Raw genomic sequence first — 21,523 nt, forward strand, 5'->3', positions numbered from 1 at the left:
AGGTAGCGGTCTCGAGTTCGGTGACTCGGCGACCGGCCGCCGGTCGAGACGAACGATTTCATAGTACCCGAGCGCCAAGGGGCGCTCGTGCACTCGAGTGACCGCGATCGCGCCGTGCTCGCCGGCCTCGTCTTCGCGGTGTTGTTCTCGCAGGTGCTGCTCTATCCGGGCGTCGCGACGCTCGTGGAGACGCTGGGTGCCGACGCGGCGACATCGGCGTTCGCGGCGACGGCATTGGACGCGAGTATGTGGTTTCTGGTCGCCGAGTTCGCCGCCTACGTCGCGTTCGTCGGCCTCTGGGGCCTCGCGAGCGACGCGACCGGCCGTCGTCGGCCGTTCATCGTGGCCGGCGCGCTGGCCGGTGCCCTCGGCTACGCCGCCCTTGCCGCCGTCCCCGCCGTCGGCTCGCTCCCCTTCGAGGCCGTCCTCCTCCTGCGGGTCTTTCAGGGCGCGACGACGATCGGCGCGTTTTCCCTGACGATGACCATGCTGATGGACTTAGAGGGCGGCCACGGGCGGAACATGGGCGCGGCCGGCATCGCCATCGGGCTCGGTGCCGCCCTGGGCGCGCCCGTCGGCGGCCAACTGACGGAACTCTCCCCCGTCGCACCGCTTGCCGTCGCGGCCGGCCTGCTCGTCTGCGTGGGCGCGCTCGTCTCCCTCGTCGACGACCGCACGCCCGACGAGCGCCGGACGGCCAGCGCGCTGCTCGAGGGTGTCCGCCGGCGGCCGACGCTGTCGATTCCCTACGCCTTCGGCTTCGTCGACCGACTCACGGCGGGGTTTTTCGCGCTGGTGGGCACCCTCTACTTCCAGTCGGCGTTCGGCCTCGACGCCGGGGCGACCGGGCTCATGCTGGCGTGCTTTTTCGCGCCGTTCGCCCTCCTACAGTACCCGATGGGTGCCCTGTCGGACCGAATCGGGCGGACGATCCCGATCGTCGTCGGCTCGGTCTGCTACGGCGTCGGGATTCTGGCCGTCGGGGCCGCGCCGTCGGTCCCGACCGCCGCGGCGGCGATGGTCAGCGTCGGCATCCTCGGCGCGCTGGTCGCCCCCGCGACGATGGCCCTCGTGACCGATCTCGCCGATAAAAACGAGCGCGGGATCGCCATGGCCGGCTTCAACCTCGCCGGCAGCCTCGGCTTCCTCGGCGGCTTCCTCCTCGGCGGCACCGTCGCCAGCAGCTACGGCTACGGCGCGGCCTTTCTCGTCGTCGGCGGCCTCGAGGTCGCTATCGCCGTCGTCACCGTGCCCGTATTCTTGCGACTCTCGATAACGCGGGCCGACCGATTTCGGACGAGCGATCGCGGTGATGCGTGACTCGAGCGAGACCGAATACCGACTCATCGTTGAATCGGACAATCTTTCGTTGTGGTATGGATTCACATAACATTGTAGGGTGAGAAGGTATCAATTTTTATGTTCAGGGGCCCAACCCCCGGTGATGGCACGAGACAAGGCAGTTTCACGGCGAACGGCACTGAAGCTCACGGGTGCGGCCGCGTCGACGGCGCTCGTCGCCGGCTGTAGTGGTGGTAGCGACGACGGTAACGGGAACGGGAACGGTAACGGCAACGGGAACGGCGGCGGCGCCGTCTCGATCGAGTCCGGCGCCGATATCCGATTCAAAGCGGACAGCCTGAAGTGGGTCGGTAAATCCCCGTCGGGAATCGAGGGTCAGGAGAACCCGACGATCACGCTCACCGAGGGCGAAACCTACACGATCGGCTGGGACGAGGGCGACGGTCAGGGCCACAACTTCGCGATCTACGACGACAGCGAATCCGTCGTCGGCGAGTACCAGACGGAGCAGGTCTCCGAGCCCGGCGACGGCCAGATCCTCGAGATCGAGGCCTCAAGCGATATGGCCGAATACGTCTGTGAGCCCCACTACGGCGCGGGCATGAAAGGCTCCATCAACGTCGAGTAACGCCGCTCCCGTTCAGTTTCTCTCGTTTCGAATCGCTACGTACTGGCGATTCGTATCGCCACCTTCGGAGCGCCGCAAGTTGGGTTCCAGTAGTCGACCGAAACTACCGCGGGCCAACCGCCCCCGTCGAGATCCGGCCGACAGCGGTGTGCGAGCGGCTCTGGCCCGCTCGGCGGCCACGTTGCTCCCGTACGGCATCAAAAGTACCATACCGTCCCGCGACGCAGTACGTCGTACTCAGGTGATTTGCGTGACCGACAAACGCGAATATAAAGACGACTATCCCGACAAGACGCTGTACATTCCGGGCCCGACCGAGGTGCGCGAGGACGTGATCGAGGCGATGTGCGAGCCGATGTTCGGCCACCGGATGGACCGGATGACCGACCTCTATACGACCATCGTCGAGGACACGAAGGAGTTCCTCGGCACCGACAACGAGGTCATCATCCTCACGGCCTCGGGCACGGAGTTCTGGGAGGCCTCGACGCTCAACCTCGTCGACGAGAACATCCTCGTCCCGACCTGCGGGAGCTTCAGCGAGCGACACGCCAACGTCGCCGAACGGCTCGGCAAGAACGTCGACCGACTCGAGTACGAGTGGGGCGAGGCGATCAAGCCCGAAGACATCCGCGCGGAACTGGAGGACGACGACACCGACTACGACGTCGTCGCGACGGTGATGAACGAGAGCTCGACCGGCGTCCGCAACCCCATCGAGGAGATCGGCGACGTCGTCGCCGAGTATCCGGACACGTACTTCGTCGTCGACGCCGTCTCCGCGCTCGGCGGGGACTACGTCGACATCGACGAGCACAACATCGACGTCATCTTCGCCTCCACGCAGAAGGCCTTCGCGATGCCCCCCGGACTGGCGGTCTGCGTGGTCAGCGACGAAGCCTACGACCGCGAAGTCGAGAAGGACTCCGCGTCGTGGTACGGCGGCTTCCAGCGCTCGCTCGACTACTACGACCGGAAGGGCCAGACTCACTCGACGCCCGCCATCCCAGTCATGCTCGCGTATCGACAACAGATGAAACACATGCTCGAGGAAGGTCACGACGGTCGGGACGAGCGCCACCGCGAGATGGCCGAGTACACCCGCGAGTGGGCCCGCGAGCACTTTGCGATGTTCCCCGAGGAGGGCTACGAGTCCCAGACGGTGGCCTGCATCGAGAACACGCAGGGGATCGATGTCGCGGAGACGATCGCGACCGTCGACGAGGAGTACGACATGGTCTTCTCGAACGGTTACGGCTCCCAACTCGGCGAGAAAACGTTCCGCATCGGTCACATGGGCGAACACGACCTCGAGTCGATCAAAGAGCTAACCGACGCCATCGAAGACGTCGCTGGACTGTAAGTCGGCGCTCGAGGCCGCGAGTACGCCGCGCGCTACCCCGTTTTCCGCCCGAGGACTGACGATCGAATCGACGACCGGTGGCCGTGAGTACGCCTCGAGTGATACGAGAGGCGTACGATCCGGGGAAGGGCAGGCTTTTGAAGGATTTTGCGGTACTCTGGTGCGAAGGCAGCTACGTTCCAGCGAGACGTCCATCACCGAACGCTCAGCGAGTGAGCGGTTCGGAGCACTCGAGCGGTACGCGGTTCTCGCTCGCTTCGCTCGCTCCGAACCCCGAGAACGCGAACGGGGAACGGAGTGACCCGTGACCGACGCCGTTTACCGCGAGCGCCGGAGGCGCGAGCGGGCCGACGACTGACTCGGAACGAACGAAGTGAGTGGAGAGGAAGGAGGAGTGCTTTTCATCACCGTTTTGCCGAGGGCGCGGCTCCGCCGCGCCCGCAGCCCAAAAGGTTGGTTATTGAATATGGCCTTCTCGGCGAAGCTGGTCGGCCTCGCTTTTCTCGTAGCGCCAGGTGATGTCGGCTTTCTCGTCCTGCCAGTCCCAGGGTTCGACGAGCACGACGTCGTCCTCGCGGATCCAGATGCGCTTTTGCATCTTGCCGGGGATGCGCGCGGTGCGTTCTGTCCCGTCGGCACAGCGTACTTTCACCCGATTCGCCCCGAGCATGTTGGTGACGGTCGCGAAGACCTCGTCGTCCTCGGGCATTCGGAGGTTCTTCCGACCACCGTCGCCGTCGTCGCTCATGGCCGCGGATTCGCGGTCGAGCGGTTTAACGTTTTATCGATCCCGCCGCGTGAGTGTCCGTTGTCGGCGAACGCCGCGATCTCGAGCGGCGAAACCACGCCGTTTATTTCGCTCGCCTCTGCACGCCTGGGTATGTTACGGAATCTCGGTGCGCTCGGGATCGTCGGGCTCCTGCTCTTGCTCGCCGGCATCGCACTCATCGCCTACGCGAATATCGTCGTCGCGCTCGGGATGGCGCTCGTCCTCGCCGGCCTCGGGCTGGTCGTCCGATCGCTGATCTCCGGCATGCTCCAGAACTTCGGGATGTTCTGACCGGCCTCGAGGAGCGTCCTCCCGCCCGCGGCTCAAGCGTTTTGCCCCTGGGGTGTGAATGTGGCGTATGGCGTATACCCTGCAGTATTACGATCTCGTGTTGGTCGGTATCGGGATGAGCCTCGGGCTCGGTGCCGGCGTCGGCTACGCCACGCCCGTCCCGTATCCGGTCGCGATCGTCGGGCTCGGCGTCGTCGCGATCGCCTTCATCGCCCACGCGCTGTTCGTCAACGGCCCCGTCGACACGACCGAGGATCTGACCGAGGAGGTCGCCCTCGAGGAGGTGCCACAGGCGCTGTCGCCGATGGAGTCGGCGGACTGAGACCGGCGCTCAGACCTCGTTGTCGCCGGCCCGGTGTTCGCTGATGAGCTGGTCGACCATCGCCGCCTTCCGATCTCGTCGCCGGGCTTCGGCGCGTTCGTGCCAGTCGTCGATGACTGCCTCGACATCGTCTTCGCGGGCGACGGCGAGTTCGTCGACTTCCTGCATGGCAACGTCGTCGGCGGGGCCGATCGGGAGCTCGGCGTCGAAGAGGATCTCGTCGGCGATCTCCGAGAGGCCGCCGTCTTTGAGGATCACTCGAGGCTCGAACTCGGCGAGCAGTTCGGCCGTCGATCGGCCCGCGCCGCTGGCGTCCCGGAGGTAGACCACGTCGCCGGCGGCGATGCCGTACTGTTCGTCGGCCTCGCGGATCGCGCCCTTGGTGAACTTCTCGACGACCTTGACCGGGACCAGTCCCTCCTTTTTCGCCGAGATGTCGCTGAAGTTCGAGTGATCGAGTTTCCAGAGGGCTTTCATCCGCTCGACCTTTTTCTCCAAGGTCTCGACCTCCTCGCGGGCGTCGTCGCGCTCGCGCTCGAGTCGGTTCGCCTTCCGCTCGAGGCGGCTCACTTCGCGGTCTTTGCGGACTTCCTTGCGCTCCTGGCGTCGGGCGCCGCTGAGGCTGTTCTCGAGTTCGTGGATCCGCTCGTCGCGGTCCTCGATGCGCCCCTCGAGCGTCTCGACGTGCGATTGGAGGCGCTCGACCTGCCGCTCTAAGTCCTTGATCCGCTGTTCTTCCTCGGTGAGCTCGCGGGGTTCGTGCTCGGTCGACTCCTCCTCGTCGCCGCCGTCGTCGTCGCTCAGCTCCCGGAGGACGGCCTCGACGCTCTCCTCGCCGGCAACGACGCGGGCGGTGACCTCGCCGCGGTCGAGCCCCGGCGGGAGCTTGGCGGCGATGCGCTCGAACTGATCCGTGTGGGCGTCGACGGCGTACAGCGCGGCGGCCATCGCGTCGCGCTGGTGGTCGTCGTCGTAGGGGTGGTCGCGCGTGCGGTGTTGTTTCTCGTCGACGGGGAGATCGCTGTCGGGCGTCCAGCCCGCGGCGTCGAAGCTCCGGCGGAACTTCTCGACGGTCTCGGGGATCGGCGTCACGTCGGCCGCGACGACGATCGGCCGGCCGCGCTCGACGATCCACTCGATCACGTCGGCGGTGTCGCTGGTGCGGGAACTCCAGACGTCCAATACCTCGCCCTCGAGGCCGACGATGGCGACGGCGGTCGTCGTCCCGGGGTCGATCCCGACGACGACGTGGTCGCGCCGTTTGACGAGCGGCTGGAACTCGATGCCGTCCCTGCGCTCGCGCTCGATCTCGACGCGGACGTCGCCCGACCGATTTCGGGAGACCGGAATGTCGCTGGGCCGGGCCTGTACGGTGAAGACGGCGTTGGCGTAGCCGCCGTAGGATTCGCGGACCTCTTTCTCGTACTCGAGGTTCGCGTCCTCGAGTTCGGACTCGACCTCGCGGGATCGCTTCCTGACCGAGCCGTGGATGCGGCGGGTGTAGCGGTCCTCGCTCCAGCCGCCGCTGCCGGTCGAGCGCCCCCTCGAGACCTTGACCTCGGTCGTGTCGGTGAACGCCGATACTTCGTGGCCGACGTTGTGGGCGGCTAGTCGGGCGGCGGCCTCGGCCTCCTGCATCGGGTCCTTCCCGTAGGGGATTCCGTGGCGTTTCGCGACGCGAGAGAGCGGCTCGGGCTGTTCGGCCCCCGTCACCTGGACGAGCCGGGTGCCCGACGGCAGCGAGCCGAGGAAGTGGATGAGCTGGTCCTTGTCGGCGGCCAGCTCGTACATGTTGTCGGTCGCGACGATCGCCGGCTCCTCGTCGTCGATCAGTCGCCGGAGTTTCCGGTGGGAGACGACGTCCCGTCTCACCTCGTCGCCGTCGTAGACGGTGAGCGCGTACGATGGCGCATCACCGCGCACGTCACCGCTCTGGATGTCGACACCGAAGACGACCGCATCGAGCGCACTCGTTCGCGTACTCACAGCGAGCTATAGGGACGAGTCGGCTATAAATCCGGCGCGGGTTCGCAGGACGATCTGCCGGCGCGTTCACTCCGCGCCGTCCGAATACGGAATCTCGAGGCCCTGCCCGTCTTCGGGGACGAACACGTTCTCGCCGTCGCCGGCGAAGACCTCGCGGGCCTGCGCGAGGTGGTCCTCGGTGCGCCCGGCGTAGCGCGAGGAGACGTGCATCAGTGCGAGTCGCTTCGCGCCGGTCCGATTCGCGATCTCGGCGGCCTGACGGGCGGTCGAGTGAGCGGTATCGGTCGCCCGGTCGGCCCGATCGTCGGCGAACGTGGCGTCGTGGATCAGCAGGTCGGGCTCGTCGGCGGCCTCGATCGTCGCCGCTGCGGGGCGGGTGTCGCCGGTGTAGACGATCGACCGGCCGGGCCGGGGCTCGCCGACGACCTGCTCGGGGTCGACGACGGTGCCGTCCTCGAGTTCGACGGATTCGCCCTCGTGGAGCCGCGAGAACTTCGGCCCGACGGGGACGCCCAGTTCCTCGGCGCGCTCGCGGTCGAAGCGACCCTTGCGCTCGTCCTCGACGAGCGCGTAGCCGACCGAGCGGGTGTCGTGGTCGGTCTCGAACGCGCGGACCTCGTACTCGTCGGCGCGGTAGGCGATGTCGCCGTCGCCGACTTCGCTGATGCGCACGGGAAACGTGGGACGGTTCCCGAGGGCGTTGACGAGCGATTTGAGCTGGCGGCGCGTCCCGTGGGGCGTGTGGATCGCGAGCGGTGCCTCGCGGTCGTTGAAGTCCATCGTCTGGAGCAGCCCCGGAATCCCGAGGACGTGGTCGCCGTGGAGGTGCGTGACGAACAGGTGAGAGACCGAAAAGCCGGTGCCGAAGCGCATCATCTGGCGCTGGGTTCCCTCGCCGGCGTCGAACAGGAGCCCCTCGCCCTCGCGGGCGACGAAGACGCCGCTCGGGTTTCGCTCCGTCGTCGGAATCGCGCCGGCCGTCCCCAAGAACGTCACGCGCAGTGGCATCGGTCGATCTTCGGCGGGCCGTGGCTAAACCGCCTTCGGATCGCTCGAGTCGAACGCTCGGTAGGCCGGTCGGTCGTCTCGAGCGCCGCCGAGCCCGTGTGTGTGGTAGTGGGTGCCAACCGATCCGTCTAGAGGCGCGTACCGGTCAGCGCTCCGTTCGGTCCGGAGCCCTGTCCGTCAGGGTCGGCCGACGGATCGCGTTCGTGAACAGTGGTAATCAGTGACTATTCGTGCGAACTGTCGTGAACCGATTCGATGCCCTGCGAACGGACTGCGCGTTTTACGTCCGTCGAGTCCGAACGCGATGACGACGACACCCCAATGAGTTCGAGACTGACGTTCGGCACGGTCAAGCGGGCCGGTGCGATCCTGCTGGCGGTCGCGATCGTCGTCGCCGCCGGCATCGTCGTCGGTCAGGCACCCGCTATCTTCGGCGTCGAGGAAGACCCACAGGCCTCGATCACGTTCGAAGACCAACAGGGCAACGGCACCGCCGTCACGATTCGGGAGGTCACGCTCTCCGATGGCGGCTACGTCGTCGTCACCGACGGCGGCGACGATCCGCTCGCCGTTTCGGAGCGTCTCGAGGCGGGGACCCACGAGAACGTCACCGTCGAACGCGAGGACGACGCGACGCGCGAACTCGTCGGCTCGTTGACGGCGACGGTTCATCAGGATACGTCCGACGAGGACGGCTACGCGTACGCGGAGACGAACGGGGACGAAGATCAGCCGTACCTCGAGGACGGGTTCCCGGTCAGCGCGACCGCGACGGTGACCTCGACCGACGAGAACGCGCTCGGCGACTCGTTCCTCGTCGACTCGATCGACGCGCCCGCGTCGGCGACGACCAACGAGACGATCGAGGTGAGCGCTCGGATCCGCAACCCGACCGAGTACCGGGCCGAACAGCCCGTCGAGGTTCGCATCGACGGGGTCGTCTACGAACGGCAGGTGCTGGACCTCGAGGGCGGCGAGGCCCGGAACGTGACCCTCGAGACGGAGACGCGGGGCGCGCCGCCGGGCGATCGGACGATCGGCGTCTACACCGAGGACGGCGGTGCGGTCACCGGGATCGACCTCGAGTTCCACACCGAGCCGAGCGTCGCGGTCGCCGACGCGAGCAACGAGAGCGTGACCGTTTCCGCGGCGATTCCCGAGCGCGGGTTCGTCGCCGTCGAGCGCAACGGGACGATCGTGGGCACCAGCGACGAGCTCGCGCCCGGCGAACACGAGAACGTCACCGTCGAACTGGCCGGCGACGCGGAGATCGGCCAGGACGAGGAGCTGACGGCGACCCTCTATGCGGGCACCCCGGCTAACGCGAGCGCGGCGTCGCCGATCACGTTCGAGGGCGCCCCCGTCCGGACGACGTTCACGCTGGCGGAGGTGACCGGCGACGAATCGGACAGCGACGCCGGCTCGAGCGGCGGTGGTGCCGACTCGGGCGGCTAGTCGACTGTCGGCAGCGCCGATCCGATCGGCGACTCGTCGGCTCCCCGCACGTCCATGCCCGCTCGGCGTGCTCCGATCGCCGAACAATCGACCGATTCTTACCCGCGCCGTCCCTACCTGCCGGCGATGGACGCGCCGCTGTGGACCGACACCCACGCCCCGGAGCTGGCCGAGTTGCCACAGGACGACGCCCGCGAGTACTTACAGCGAGCCGTCGAGGAGCCGATCAACCTCCTCCTGCAGGGGCCGCCTGGAAGCGGGAAGACGGCCGCAGCGCGCGCACTCGCTCGCAAAGCACACGACGACCCGGACAACGACTTCGTCGAGATCAACGTCGCGGACTTCTTCGCCCGGACGAAAACCGAGATCAAGAACGACCCGCGGTTCGAGCACTTCCTCGTCGGCCGCTCGTCGCTGTCCAAACGGGACATGATCAACCACGTCCTCAAGGAGTCGGCGGGCTACGCGCCCGTCTCGGGCGGCTACACCACGATCTTGCTCGACAACGCCGAGGACGTCCGCGAGGACTTCCAGCAGGCGCTACGCCGGATCATGGAGCAACACCACCGGACGACCCAGTTTATCATCGCGACGCGCCAGCCGACCAAGCTCATTCCGCCGATCCGCTCGCGGTGTTTCCCCGTCTCGCTTCGCTCGCCATCGAGCGAGGAGATCGTGACCGTCTTAGAGCGCATCGTCACGGAAGAAGGGGTCGACTACGACGCCGACGGCCTCGAGTTCGTCGCGGGCTACGCCAACGGCAACCTCCGTCAGGCGATTCTTGCTGCCCAGACGACCGTCGAAGACGCCGGTGAACTGACGATGAGCGCCGCCTACGAGACGATCGGTGAGGTCGGCGTCGACGACGAGATCGAGTCCATGCTGGACGACGCCGAAGCCGGCGACTTTACCGACGCCCGATCGACGCTGGACGACCTGCTCGTCGACGAGGGACTCGACGGGGGCGAGGTGCTCGAGGCGATCCTCCGAATCGGACGCAAGCGCTATCAGGGCCAGCGGCTCGCGCGACTCCACCGGCTGACCGCCGACGTGGAGTTCGAGATGCACGAGGGGACGAGCGACCGGATTCACGTTTCACATTTACTGGCGGAGCTGGGCCGGGACACCTGAGGGCCGCGTGATTGCCCCTTCCTCAGTCGACGTACGGCTGCTCGAGGTCGGCGTCCCCGCCGATCAGATCGGTGAGCCACTGTGTCACGATATCGAAGACGCTCACCAGCGGCGACAGCGCGCGCTCGACCAGCGAGATCGGCCGCGCGACTGTGACCGCCCACCGCTCGGCGTTGCCCAGTCCGTAGGACTTGGGAACGATCTCGCCGAAGATCAGCACGACGACGCTGACGACAACGGTCGCCGCGGTCACGGCCACGCCCGCAGGGAGGTAGGTGACGAAGACGAGGGTTACGATACTCGAGAGCGCGACGTTGACGACGTTGTTGCCGACGAGCACCGTCACCAGCAACCGATGCGGGTCGTCTCGTAACGCCTTGAGCGTGCTCGCGTTCGGATCGTCGGTGGCTGCGCGCTCGTCGACCCACTCGATCGGGAGTGTGAAGATCGCGGTCTCCGCGCTCGAGAAGAACGCGCTACAGCACAGCAAGACGACGGTGGCACCGAGCCCGAACCACGCCAGCGTGAAATCGACCATGCCGCCGGTTTCGAGACCACGGTGAAGAAGTCGTGGGATTCACCGGTCAATATGGGCACCTCGCGGACCGTTATCCGCACGCCAGACGAACGGCGAGTATGCCGACACTTCACGAGACCCGCATTCGGAACCGATTCCGTGTCCAGCCACACCACGCGAACAACAACGACACGCTCCACGGCGGCAATCTCATGAAGTGGCTCGACGAGGTGGGTTCGATGTCGGCGATGCGCTTCGCTGGCGAGGGCTGTGTCACTGCACGCGTGAACGAACTCGACTTCGAGCGGCCGATCGGCATCGGCGACACGGCGCTGATCGAGGCGTACGTCTACGACGCCGGCCGGACGAGCGTTCACGTCGCGCTGCGCGCCTGGCGCGAAGAGCCCCGATCCGGCGAGACCGAGAAGACGACCGAGTCGACGTTCACGTTCGTCGCGATCGACGCGAACGGCGAGAAAGTCCCCGTCCCCGACCTGTCGATCGAGACCGAGGAAGAGAGCCGGCTCCGGAACCGCGTGCTCGAGACCGATCGCTGACCCGTCCGCCTCGATTCGCAGCAATCACGGGGACCGCCGCTCGAGGACCAGCACGTACCGCGTCAACGACCGGTGGACCCGGCGCTCGAACGCCGACTCGAGTTCCCAGCCCGCGGCCCGCGCCTCCTCGGCCCACGAGCGATCGGAGATCACCACGGCCCGCGGTGCGACCCGGTGAGCCTCGGAGAGCGCGCCCGCGACGAGGTCCTCGAGCCGATGGGTGTCGATCTTCGACTGGCGACCGTAGGGCGCGTCGAAGACGACGCCGTCGACCGCGTCGTCGGCGATGGGCAGTCGGGTCCCGTCACCCCGGCCGACGTGCCAGGTCCCCCGTGAAACGCCGGTCGGCGAGGGCGCGTCTCGCTCGAGGAAGTGCCGCAGATTCGTCCGCGCTCCGGCTGCCATCTTCGCCTGCGCGTCGGTGCCGACCACGTCCGCGCCGACGAGACCGGCCTCGACGAGGACGCCGCCGGTGCCACACATCGGGTCCAAGATCGTCGTGCCCGGCCGCGCGCCGGCGACGTTCGCGACGGCGCGGGCGAGCAGCGGGTCCATGCTCCCGGGCTGGAAGAAGGGTTTGTCCGTCGGCGCGCGGCTCCCGAAGTCCCGGACGCTCTCGGCCGCGAGCCAGCCGAGCGCGCAGACGGAGACATGTTCGCCCACCGGCTCGTCGCCATCGTCATCGTCTGTGCGCTCGAGCGGGTCGTCGTCCGCAGGTCGCTCGAGCACGTCACCCCCGCTGGCCTCGAGTCGCCCCTCCGAAAACGCGACCCGCAGGACGTGGTCGGGTTCCTCGAGATCCACCGAAAAGCCCCGATCGACCAGAATTTGCCCGAGTTCGCGTTCCGCTTGCCCGGTACTCACGCCACTCGAGCCCTGGACGTCGGTCGCGCGCACGGCAACCGACCCCTCGCGGTCGATCGAGGCGGCCTCGAGGACGGCGCGGGCGCTCGCGAGGTCGGCGTCGCCCCGGCCCAGCAGGTCGCTGGCGCGGTGGGTGTAGACGAGCCCGCGGACGCGCTCGGGGCTGACGGCGTTCGCGACGGCGAGGCCGGGGGCGATCCGTTCGACGCCGCTGGCGGCGCTCTCAGCTTCGCGGGCCGCGAACGCGTCGTCCTCGCCGCCTAACTCGAGCAGGTACACGATCGATGGTGACGGGGCCTCGGGTATGAGGCTGCCGTTTTTCGGGAATCAGTTGCGGGACGACTGGCCAGTCGCCTCACTTCGTCGACTGCGGATTTGAGACCGGTGTCGTCGGAAGCGAGCGTCCTGCTAGCGTGGCGACGGGGAATTGCCACGGCCTCCCCAACCGATTTCTCTTCACGGGCGCTGCGAGACGGTGAAACCGTCCCGACAGTCGCGGCGCATTGTGCCGCGCACTGCCCGTTTGCATGGTATACGGGACCTCCGGTCCCGCACTATTCGCGAAGACCTCCCACGCCGTCGACCGCCAGTTCGCTGGTCGCTCACTGGCGCTCAGCGTGCGCCACCGCAATCGATCGGTAGTCCCGGGGCGAGACCCCACCGTTGCGCATGCAAGCAACCGGAAACCGGCAATGTTCGCGGCTCGGCCCCGCCGTATATACCGGATATATCAGGTGGCGGTACCAACCTTTATAAATCTTAAATACGTCCTTTTAAGCGACTAATGACGGATCCGAAGGACACCATCAACATCGAAAACGTGGTGGCGTCGACCGGTATCGGGCAAGAACTCGACCTCCAGAGTGTCGCGATGGACCTCGAGGGGGCCGACTACGACCCCGAGCAGTTCCCCGGTCTCGTCTACCGAACCCAGAATCCCAAGTCCGCCGCCCTGATCTTCCGCTCGGGGAAGATCGTCTGTACCGGCGCGAAGAGCACCGACGATGTCCACGAGAGCCTGCGCATCGTCTTCGACAAGCTCCGCGAGCTCCAGATTCAGGTCAACGAGGACCCCGAGATCGTCGTCCAGAACATCGTCACCTCGGCCGACCTCGGCCGCAACCTCAACCTGAACGCGATCGCGATCGGGCTGGGCCTGGAGAACATCGAGTACGAGCCCGAGCAGTTCCCCGGTCTCGTCTACCGCCTCGACGAGCCCGAAGTGGTGGCCCTGTTGTTCGGCTCCGGGAAGCTCGTCATCACCGGCGGCAAGAAGCCCGAAGACGCCGAACACGCCGTCGACAAGATCGTCTCCCGGCTCGAGGATCTGGGCCTGCTCGAGTAACGCCGTCGCCGGTTCGCCGCTCGAGCGACCGCCGACGCCACCGGCTCGCGCTCCGGCGCTCGATCCGATCGTGACCGCCGACGCGATCGTTCTCACGGGTCAGTCGCAGCCAGTCGCGATCGATTCGACCCGATTGCCGTTCGTCCGTCCCTACTCGAGAGTCAATCAGTGCTTACCGGCCGCCGAGCGAACCGTTCGCGTCGCTTGGGCCGGCTTGTCGACCGTTCAATTCCGCCGGAACGCGGCCCAACCGGCTGAATCGGCACTGATTCGTCCGAACGACTGACCCCGTTTATTCGGCCTCGCATCCCCGACTCTCACGTTCCCATGACGATCCATCCAGACCGAACGACGGCCGCTTCCGCCCCGCTGTTCCCCGGACGCGACGACGCGCTCGGTCGTCGGTCACTCCCGCAGGAGACGGTCTCCCGCGTGCTGGACAGCGATCGCCGGCGCGAGGTGCTCCGCTGTGTCCTCGCCGCGGACGGTCCGATCGCGGTGCGGACGCTGGTCGGCCGCCTCGCCGACGCCGAACACGACGCGACCCTCGAGACGACGATCCACCAGCTCCGCCAGCGGATCCACGTCTCTCTGTGCCGGACCCACCTCCCGCTGCTCGCGGACCACGACATCGTGAGTTACGACCGAGTGCGAAGCCTCGTCGGGCCGGCGGCGAACCTCGCCGCGTTCGACGCCGAACTCGAGATCGAGTCGCTCGAGCGGCCGATCACGGCCCGACTGGAGTGAGAGACCGCCCGTAGCTATTCGACGAGTCGCTCGATTTCGGTTACCAAAATATCGCTCGCGCCGGCCTTTTTGACCTCGGTGATCGTCTCGAAGACGTCGCTCTCGTCGACGACCGCATGGACCGCCACCTTCGCCTCGTCGTCGTTCTCGTCGGCGATATCCATGATCGTCGGTCCGCCCAGCCCCGGAATGACGTCGCGGACGTCCTCGAGTCGCTCCTGTGGCACGTTCATCATCAGGTAGCGTTTCCCTTCGGCGTGTTTGACCGAGGACAGCGCCGTTCGAACTTCTTCGACTTTCGGCTCCGCGAGCACGTCGTCGCGGCCGAACAGCCGGACGGAACTGGCGAGCACCTCCTCGACGATGGCCAGCCGGTTCATCTTGAGCGTCGTGCCGGTGCTGGTGATGTCGACGATGGCGTCGGCCATCTCGACGTGGGGGGTCAGCTCCGTCGCACCCGACACCTCGACGATATCGGGCTCGACGCCGGTGTCGGCGAAGAAGTCCTCGGTGATGTTCGGGAACTCGGTGGCGACGATCTTGCCCGCCAGATCGTCGACGGACTCGATGTCGCCGTCCTCGGGCGCGGCGAGAACCAGCCGGCAGCGCCCGAACTCGAGGTCGAGCAGTTCGGAGACGTTGTCGACGCGGGCCTCGCAGACCTGATCGAAGCCGGTGATGCCGAGGTCGGCCGCGCCGTCGGCGACGTACTCCGGGATGTCGGCCGCGCGGGCGAACAGCACGGTCACGTCGGGGTCGACGGTGTCGGCGTAGAGTTTGCGGTCGGCACCGTTCTCGAGGTGGAGCCCCGCCCGCTCTAAGAGGTCGATCGTCGGCTCGTGCAGGCGGCCCTTGTTGGGAACGGCGATTCGCATATAGCGGGGTTTGGGCGGCAGCAAGGAATTGTCTTTTCATCCGGGCGAGTGTCCGCCTCGGCCCGTTTCGGCGATCGCCGGCCCGTGTTTCCTTGGTTCTCGAGCGCGTATTCGGTCGCGATGGACGACCGCGACCACCGATCCGAGGCCGGCGAGGACTCGACGGATATCGACCGCGACGACGGCGAGCGGTCGGACCGGGTCGAGGAGTCGCTGCTTGAGGACGAGGTCGACGACGCCGAGCGGGGACGAGCGGCGATTCGAGACCGGCAGGAACACGGGGACCACGTCGGACACGAGCACGGCGACGACCGCGGGAGCGGTCACGGCGACGAGGGGACACACGGCGCTGGCGGCCGCGATCACGACGGTCGTGGCGACGGTCACGACGATCACGGCGGCGGAATGCACGAGGGCCACGAGGCGATGTTCCGGCGGCGCTTTTTCGTCTCGACGCTGCTCTCGATCCCCGTCCTGTTGTACAGCGAGACGCTTCAGGCGTGGCTCGGCTTCTCGGTCCCCGCGTTCCCCGGCAGCGACTGGCTCACCCCCGTCTTCGCGGTGATCGTCTTCGCCTACGGCGGGGTCCCCTTCCTCGAGATGGCCGTCCCCGAACTGCGCGAGCGCGCGCCGGGGATGATGACGCTCATCTCGATGGCGATCACCGTCGCGTTCGTCTACAGCCTCGCGAGCGTCGTCGTCCCCACGGAGGCGGCGTTCTTCTGGGAGCTCGTCACGCTGATCGACATCATGCTGCTGGGCCACTGGATCGAGATGCGCTCCGTCCGGCGGGCCTCGAGCGCGTTGGACGAACTGGCAAAGCTGATGCCCGACACCGCCGAGCGGATCGCCGAGGGCGGCGAAACCGAGGAGGTTCCGGCGACCGACCTCGAGGAGGGGGACCTCGTGCTCGTTCGGCCCGGCGCGAGCGTGCCCGCGGACGGCGTCGTCGAGGAGGGCGACTCGGCGGTCAACGAGTCGATGATCACCGGCGAGTCGACGGCGGTCTCGAAGGAGCCGGGCGACGAGGTGATCGGCGGCACGGTCAACGGCGACGGCAGCCTCCGGGTGCGGATCAGCGCGACGGGCGAGGAGACGACGCTGGCCGGCATCATGCGGCTGGTCGAGGAGGCCCAGTCGAGCGAGTCGAAAACGCAGGCGCTGGCCGACCGCGCCGCGGGCTGGCTGTTCTACGTCGCGCTCGGCGCGGCCGTCATCACGGCGATCGCGTGGACGATCGCGACGGGCTTCGACGCGGCGGTGATCGAGCGGGTCGTCACCGTCCTGGTCATCGCCTGCCCGCACGCGCTCGGGCTGGCGATCCCGCTGGTCGTCGCGATCAACACCTCGCTGGCCGCGCGCAACGGGATGCTCGTCCGCGACCGGATCGCCATGGAGGAAGCCCGGACCCTCGACACCGTTGTCTTCGACAAGACCGGGACGCTCACCGAGGGCGAGCAGGGCGTCGTCGATGTCGCGACCGTCGACGGCGTCTCAGAGGACGAGGCCCTCGCGCTCGCCGCGACCGTCGAGGGCGACTCGGAGCACATGATCGCCCGGGCGATCCGCGAGGCGGCCGACGAACGCGGCCTCGAGACGGGTTCGGCCACCGACTTCGAGGCGCTGAAAGGGAGGGGCGTTCGTGCGACGGTCGACGGGACGGCGCTTCGCGCCGCCGGGCTGTCTGGCGGCGACGAGCCGCGAGACGGCGAGCGCGTTTACGTCGGCGGGCCGAACCTGCTTGCGGAACTCGAGGGCGACGTGCCGGGGGCGCTCGAACGGTTCGCAGAGCGAGCCGGCGAGAACGCGCGGACGGTCGTGTATCTCGTTCGCGAGGGCGAGCGTAGCGAGCCCTCGGACCGAACGAGCGGCGAACCGGTCGCCGCGTTCGCGCTCGCGGACGTGATCCGCGAGGAGAGCTACCGCGTGGTCGACGCGCTCCACGAGCTCGGGCTCGAGGTGGCGATGTTGACCGGCGACTCCGAGGACGTGGCCCGCGCGGTCGCGGCCGATCTCGGGATCGACACGGTCTTCGCCGAGGTGCTGCCCGAGGACAAGGACGCGAAGATTACGGAGCTACAGGAGCAGGGGAAATCGGTCGCGATGGTCGGCGACGGGGTCAACGACGCGCCGGCGCTCACCAGAGCCGACATCGGGATCGCGATCGGGAGCGGGACGGATGTCGCCGTCCAGTCGGCGGACATCATCCTGGTCCAGAACAACCCGATGGACGTGGTCCGGCTCGTGAAACTGAGCCGGGCGAGCTACCGGAAGATGCAACAGAACCTCGTCTGGGCCGCGGGCTACAACGTCTTCGCGCTCCCGCTGGCGGCCGGGATCCTCGCGCCGATCGGCGTTCTCCTCTCGCCGGCGGTCGGCGCTTTGCTCATGTCGCTCAGCACGGTGATCGTCGCGATCAACGCGCAGTTCCTCCGGCGCGTCGACCTTTCCGTACCGAGTCTGCCGGGGGGCTCCGCACCGGGGGAGGCGCGGCCCGCAGACTGAGCTCCGACCGTCTCGGACCGGGGGAGTCAGCCGCCGTCCGGCGCTCGAGCGCGTCGGAGCGCCGCGTATCCCGCCGGGAGACCGAGCGGGAACGCCAGCACGCCGAACACGCCGAGAAGCGCGGTCGCTGCCCGCAAACGCCCGCGACGGATCGCGAGCAGCGTCGCGCCGACGCCCAGCGCGGCGACGCCGTACGCGGCGTTGCTCCAGATCGGGTCGTACGAGGAACAGTACAGCCAGCAGACGAGGGTGTAGGAGGGCGCGTTCCACGTCGGCGGCTGCAGTTTCGGCCAGAGGAACCGACAGTAGGTCGTCCAGCCGAGCATCGCGAGCGACGGGAGCCCGGCGAGCCACAGCGCGACACTGCGTCGGTCGCTCGAGCCCCACCGGCGGTAGCCCGCGAGAAACAGCGCCGGGAAGCCGGCGACCCAGAGCCAGATGCCGATCGTGTACGTCACCGGCCAGTGCTCGATCCGCGGCTGTTGGATCGGGAGCCGGAGCGCCGGCGGGAGCGTCGCCCACGGGAACGACGGATCGGGGACCGGATTCGTGAACAGCGCCGCGAGACAGAGTACCGTTCCGACCCCGAGCCCGTAGATCCCGTTGGTCGCGTACCGATCGAGCCACCGCGGGAACGCGGGTCTGTCGGAAGCGGGGCCCGATGCGGGCTCGCCGACTGTCGCTCGAGACGCGCCGGACCGACGCGGCGTCATCGGTCGCGCTCGAGGGCGTTCCGGCGTGTCTCGTACTCCTCCTCGCTCAGTTCGCCGCGGGCGTACGCGACGCGCAGTTCCTCGAGTGCCCGGTCGTCTCCGTCCGAGCCGCTGATCGCGCGGTAAAGGAGGTAGCCGCCGCCGACGATCGCGACGAGGAACGCTAACTGCATGACGAGGGCGACGAGCGCCATCCAACCGGCCCCGGTTCCGCTTCCCCACATTCCGTGTCCCCACGTGCCGCCCATCATCGGGCCGAAGCCCATCATTCCGAATCCCATGAACATCATCGGGAGTACGATGAGAGCGCCGATGGCGATGAGGACGGCCGTGGCGAGTCGGGTGTCGCGTGTATCTGTTGTCATGAGTGCTCACCGGTGACGGGTCGTCCGTCTCCAGCTAAAAGTACGGTCTCCGTATTCAATGCGATTCTCCCTTCGAATCCAATGTCTCCGCACAGTTCTCCTTTGATGAACACAGCTCCGAGCGACTCGACGACCGAGTTCGAACGCGGACTTGCCGAGGCCACGCTCCGGTCGGCAACAACTCGCTCGATACCGATCTCGACGCGATCCTCTCCGCTCGAAGACCGTTCCGAGCGGCCTCTGGCCGAGGTGCCGTCACTGCATCCGGTACCGATACACACCGCGATCTTAGTTTCACAGCCCCGTTCACTTTCGAACGCTACTTCTGTCGGCTGAAAATCCAGTGGATCCGAAGGGCAACCGCAATAGCCGATTCCTCCGATAGAGGACGTATGGAGGCGACACTCATTGAGGGGGTTCTCGAGTCGCTCCGGATCGGCTTCGGGTTTCTCTGGACGGCGGCGTGGGCGATCATCATGGGACTGACCATCACGAGCCTCGTGCAGGTATACGTCTCGAAGGAGCGAATGGCGCGGGTTCTCGGGGAGAGTTCCCTCTCGAGCCTCGCGAAGGCGACGGCGTTCGGCGCGGCGAGCAGCGGCTGTAGCTTCGGTGCCGTCGCCATCGGACGGGGCCTCTTCGCGAAGGGCGCACACGCGGTGAATTTCCTCGCGTTCATGTTCGCGTCGACGAACCTCATCGTCGAACTCGGGCTGATGATCCTGATTCTGCTCGGCTGGGAGTTCCTCGTCGCGGAACTCCTCGGCGGACTCGTTCTGATCGCCGTGATGGCGCTCATCGTCCGATTCACGCTCCCGGAAGCGCTGTTCGACGACGTTCGCGCGGAACTCGACCGGCACGGTCACGGCGGGATGACGGATCCGACCTGTGGGATGGAGGGGACGGACGAACACGCCATCGTGACCGACGGCGGCGAGACGCTGACGTTCTGTTCGGAGGGGTGTCTCGAGACCTATCGCCAGCGGGCGGCGAGCGGCGGTGCGTGGCACGACGAACTCCGGTCGTGGGGCGGCTGGTACAAGATCGGGAACCAGTACCGAAAGGAGTGGTCGATGATCTGGAAGGACGTCGTCGCGGGCTTTCTCGTCTCGGGGTTCGTCATCGTGTTCGTCCCGCAGCGGGTCTGGAACGCGCTGTTCATTCAGGGTGACGGGATCCTCGTGACCGCCGAAAACGCGATCATGGGCGTCGCGATCGCCGTTATCAGCTTCGTCGGGAGCATGGGAAACGTCCCGTTCGCGGTCGCCCTCTGGGGCGGTGGGATCAGCTTCGCCGGCGTCATCGCCTTCGTTTACGCCGATCTCATCACGATCCCGGTGTTGAACGTCTACCGGAAGTACTACGGCTGGAAGGTCATGCTCTATATCCTCGCCGTCTTCTTCGTGACGATGGCCTTCACCGGCTTTCTCATGGAACTGCTCTTCGACGCGCTCGGCATCGTTCCGAACTTGGCCGGCGGCGAGACGGCGACCGAGCGGACGTATTTCGAACTGAACTACACGTTCTACCTGAACCTCGTCGCGGTCGCGTTCTCGGGCTTTCTGCTGTACGTGTACCGTCGCGGGCTGGGCGCACCCGGCCGGTACCGCGATCCGGTCTGCGGGATGCGAACGGACGACGACGGTCCGTCTGCGACCCACGACGGCGACACCTACTATTTCTGCTCGACCGCCTGCGAGCGGGCGTTCGAAGCGTCGCCCGCCGAATTCGCATCGGCATCGCCGCGCGTTTCAGAGGCCGGAGATCACGAGCACCATTAACCGCTGCGGTCCGCTCTGTCGGCTCTCGACCCGGTTCGAACGCTGGAAAAGGGGCTTCGATTACGCCGACGCCTCGTAGCCGGCCTCGTCGACCGCTTCGACGAGGGCCGTCGTCTCCGCGTCGCCCTCGACGGTCGCTCGCTCCGCGTCGCGGTCGACGTTTACCGTCTCGACGCCGTCGACGCCCTCGAGCGCTTCTTCGACGGTCTGTTCGCAGTGTTCGCAGGACATGCCTTCGACGGTGATCGTCTGACTCATAGATACGCGTATGGACTGGTGCTCTTTGTACGTTGCTCCTTCTGATCCGAAGCCTGAATCCGTTCTCGCTTTCTCATCGAAAGCGGTCGGCGCTACTCTCTTTGTTCCCGAGCCCGAACGACCTGGTATGCGCGACCTCGACGAGACCGATATGGAAATTCTGCGGCTGCTGGGCGAGGACGCCCGTCGGCCTTACAGCGAGATCGCCCAGCACGTCGGCCTCTCCGGGCCGGCCGTCTCGGACCGAGTCGACCGCCTCGAGGAAGCGGGGGTCATCGAGGGCTTCACCGTCGACGTGGATCAGTCACAGCTCCGCGCGGGAATTCCGGTGTTCGTGCGGGCGACCGTTCCACAGCGCGCCGTCGACGACTGCAGGGCGGCGGTCGCGGACGCCGACGCCGTCGAGCACGTGTTCGTCACCGCCGACGGCGAACTCTGGTTTTACGCGCGTGCACAGGTCCAGCGGGTCCGCGAGTGGCTCGACGGAATCTTTCCCGCTGACGGCGTCGATTACGCGGTGACGCTGCTTGACGACGCCGAGTGGACGCCGTCGCTCGACGGCACCTCCTTCGCGCTCACCTGCGCGGAGTGTGGCAACACCGTCGACAGCGAGGGCGAGTCGACCCGCATCGACGGCGAGGTGTACCACTTCTGCTGTCCCTCCTGCTCGAGCCGGTTCGAAACCCGATACGAGCGACTCGAGGAGGGTGCCTGACCTTTCATTTCTAAGTTCCACTGCCG

At 67.0% G+C, this 21,523-nt stretch carries 22 protein-coding genes; 13 read left to right on the forward strand and 9 right to left on the reverse strand.

Features of this window, described 5'->3' with window-relative positions; genetic code table 11:
- Window positions 1-87: 87 nt before the first annotated feature.
- The 3 genes from NKH51_RS15095 to NKH51_RS15105 all read left to right on the forward strand — a co-directional run bounded on the left by NKH51_RS15095 (window position 88) and on the right by NKH51_RS15105 (window position 3,293).
- A complete protein-coding gene (locus NKH51_RS15095) occupies window positions 88-1,320 on the forward strand; it encodes an MFS transporter (RefSeq protein ID WP_254762501.1) in 1,233 nt (410 codons plus the stop codon).
- Window positions 1,321-1,444: 124 nt separating this feature from the next.
- Entirely contained in the window at window positions 1,445-1,930 is a 486-nt protein-coding gene (locus NKH51_RS15100) for a plastocyanin/azurin family copper-binding protein (RefSeq protein ID WP_254762502.1), read from the forward strand.
- 250 nt (window positions 1,931-2,180) lie between these two features.
- The gene (locus tag NKH51_RS15105) at window positions 2,181-3,293 is read left to right on the forward strand and encodes a pyridoxal-phosphate-dependent aminotransferase family protein (protein WP_254762503.1); all 1,113 of its coding nucleotides are present in this window, start codon (window positions 2,181-2,183) and stop codon (window positions 3,291-3,293) included.
- Between the two features lie 457 nt (window positions 3,294-3,750).
- Here the strand turns inward: NKH51_RS15105 and eif1A are convergent, their stop codons facing one another.
- Window positions 3,751-4,041: a translation initiation factor eIF-1A gene (gene eif1A / locus NKH51_RS15110; RefSeq protein WP_254762504.1), complete on the reverse strand. Its 291-nt coding sequence runs from the start codon at window positions 4,039-4,041 to the stop codon at window positions 3,751-3,753.
- Window positions 4,042-4,173: 132 nt separating this feature from the next.
- Here eif1A and NKH51_RS15115 point away from each other — a divergent pair, with 132 nt between their 5' ends.
- Window positions 4,174-4,353, forward strand: coding sequence for a DUF7470 family protein (locus NKH51_RS15115; protein ID WP_254762505.1), 180 nt, complete (start codon window positions 4,174-4,176; stop codon window positions 4,351-4,353).
- Window positions 4,354-4,420: 67 nt separating this feature from the next.
- Window positions 4,421-4,675, forward strand: a complete 255-nt coding sequence (locus tag NKH51_RS15120; RefSeq protein WP_254762506.1) for a DUF8015 family protein — start codon at window positions 4,421-4,423, stop codon at window positions 4,673-4,675.
- A gap of 9 nt (window positions 4,676-4,684) precedes the next feature.
- Here the strand turns inward: NKH51_RS15120 and NKH51_RS15125 are convergent, their stop codons facing one another.
- Both NKH51_RS15125 and rnz read right to left on the reverse strand, forming a co-directional pair.
- Entirely contained in the window at window positions 4,685-6,661 is a 1,977-nt protein-coding gene (locus NKH51_RS15125) for a DUF460 domain-containing protein (protein ID WP_254762507.1), read from the reverse strand.
- A gap of 66 nt (window positions 6,662-6,727) precedes the next feature.
- Window positions 6,728-7,669: a ribonuclease Z gene (gene rnz, locus NKH51_RS15130; protein ID WP_254762508.1), complete on the reverse strand. Its 942-nt coding sequence runs from the start codon at window positions 7,667-7,669 to the stop codon at window positions 6,728-6,730.
- A gap of 321 nt (window positions 7,670-7,990) precedes the next feature.
- Here rnz and NKH51_RS15135 point away from each other — a divergent pair, with 321 nt between their 5' ends.
- Window positions 7,991-9,124: a DUF7282 domain-containing protein gene (locus NKH51_RS15135; protein WP_254762509.1), complete on the forward strand. Its 1,134-nt coding sequence runs from the start codon at window positions 7,991-7,993 to the stop codon at window positions 9,122-9,124.
- Window positions 9,125-9,250: 126 nt separating this feature from the next.
- A complete protein-coding gene (locus NKH51_RS15140) occupies window positions 9,251-10,255 on the forward strand; it encodes an AAA family ATPase (protein WP_254762510.1) in 1,005 nt (334 codons plus the stop codon).
- A gap of 22 nt (window positions 10,256-10,277) precedes the next feature.
- Here NKH51_RS15140 and NKH51_RS15145 read toward each other — a convergent pair whose 3' ends face one another.
- Entirely contained in the window at window positions 10,278-10,793 is a 516-nt protein-coding gene (locus tag NKH51_RS15145; RefSeq protein WP_254762511.1) for a DUF21 domain-containing protein, read from the reverse strand.
- A 98-nt stretch (window positions 10,794-10,891) separates the two neighbouring features.
- On the opposite strand from NKH51_RS15145, the gene NKH51_RS15150 reads away from it, so the two are divergent.
- Entirely contained in the window at window positions 10,892-11,329 is a 438-nt protein-coding gene (locus NKH51_RS15150) for an acyl-CoA thioesterase (RefSeq protein ID WP_254762512.1), read from the forward strand.
- A 24-nt stretch (window positions 11,330-11,353) separates the two neighbouring features.
- Here the strand turns inward: NKH51_RS15150 and NKH51_RS15155 are convergent, their stop codons facing one another.
- Window positions 11,354-12,472, reverse strand: a complete 1,119-nt coding sequence (locus tag NKH51_RS15155; protein WP_254762513.1) for a THUMP domain-containing protein — start codon at window positions 12,470-12,472, stop codon at window positions 11,354-11,356.
- Window positions 12,473-12,977: 505 nt separating this feature from the next.
- Between NKH51_RS15155 and NKH51_RS15160 the strand changes: the two genes are divergently transcribed.
- Both NKH51_RS15160 and NKH51_RS15165 read left to right on the forward strand, forming a co-directional pair.
- Window positions 12,978-13,538 (forward strand): TATA-box-binding protein, encoded by a 561-nt coding sequence (locus NKH51_RS15160; protein WP_006671604.1) that lies wholly within the window; start codon window positions 12,978-12,980, stop codon window positions 13,536-13,538.
- Window positions 13,539-13,865: 327 nt separating this feature from the next.
- Window positions 13,866-14,285: a DUF7344 domain-containing protein gene (locus NKH51_RS15165; RefSeq protein ID WP_254762514.1), complete on the forward strand. Its 420-nt coding sequence runs from the start codon at window positions 13,866-13,868 to the stop codon at window positions 14,283-14,285.
- 14 nt (window positions 14,286-14,299) lie between these two features.
- On the opposite strand, the gene hisG is transcribed toward NKH51_RS15165, so the two are convergent.
- Complete coding sequence (gene hisG, locus NKH51_RS15170) at window positions 14,300-15,160, reverse strand: ATP phosphoribosyltransferase (protein WP_254762515.1); 861 nt, start codon at window positions 15,158-15,160, stop codon at window positions 14,300-14,302.
- Between the two features lie 120 nt (window positions 15,161-15,280).
- Here hisG and NKH51_RS15175 point away from each other — a divergent pair, with 120 nt between their 5' ends.
- Window positions 15,281-17,665: a heavy metal translocating P-type ATPase gene (locus NKH51_RS15175; protein ID WP_254762516.1), complete on the forward strand. Its 2,385-nt coding sequence runs from the start codon at window positions 15,281-15,283 to the stop codon at window positions 17,663-17,665.
- 26 nt (window positions 17,666-17,691) lie between these two features.
- Here NKH51_RS15175 and NKH51_RS15180 read toward each other — a convergent pair whose 3' ends face one another.
- On the reverse strand, window positions 17,692-18,378 hold the full coding sequence (locus NKH51_RS15180) for a hypothetical protein (RefSeq protein WP_254762517.1): 687 nt from the start codon (window positions 18,376-18,378) through the stop codon (window positions 17,692-17,694).
- Window positions 18,375-18,743, reverse strand: a complete 369-nt coding sequence (locus NKH51_RS15185; protein WP_254762518.1) for an SHOCT domain-containing protein — start codon at window positions 18,741-18,743, stop codon at window positions 18,375-18,377. The genes NKH51_RS15180 and NKH51_RS15185 overlap by 4 nt, the downstream gene beginning before the upstream one ends.
- Window positions 18,744-19,135: 392 nt before the next feature.
- Between NKH51_RS15185 and NKH51_RS15190 the strand changes: the two genes are divergently transcribed.
- Complete coding sequence (locus NKH51_RS15190) at window positions 19,136-20,524, forward strand: permease (RefSeq protein ID WP_254762519.1); 1,389 nt, start codon at window positions 19,136-19,138, stop codon at window positions 20,522-20,524.
- Between the two features lie 60 nt (window positions 20,525-20,584).
- Here the strand turns inward: NKH51_RS15190 and NKH51_RS15195 are convergent, their stop codons facing one another.
- Window positions 20,585-20,782 (reverse strand): CopZ family metallochaperone, encoded by a 198-nt coding sequence (locus NKH51_RS15195; protein WP_254762520.1) that lies wholly within the window; start codon window positions 20,780-20,782, stop codon window positions 20,585-20,587.
- 127 nt (window positions 20,783-20,909) lie between these two features.
- Here NKH51_RS15195 and NKH51_RS15200 point away from each other — a divergent pair, with 127 nt between their 5' ends.
- Window positions 20,910-21,497: an AsnC family transcriptional regulator gene (locus NKH51_RS15200; RefSeq protein WP_254762521.1), complete on the forward strand. Its 588-nt coding sequence runs from the start codon at window positions 20,910-20,912 to the stop codon at window positions 21,495-21,497.
- The last annotated feature ends 26 nt before the right edge of the window (window positions 21,498-21,523 follow it).

Origin of the sequence: Natrinema marinum (assembly GCF_024296685.1) — an archaeon.
Taxonomy (GTDB): Archaea; Halobacteriota; Halobacteria; order Halobacteriales; family Natrialbaceae; genus Natrinema; species Natrinema marinum.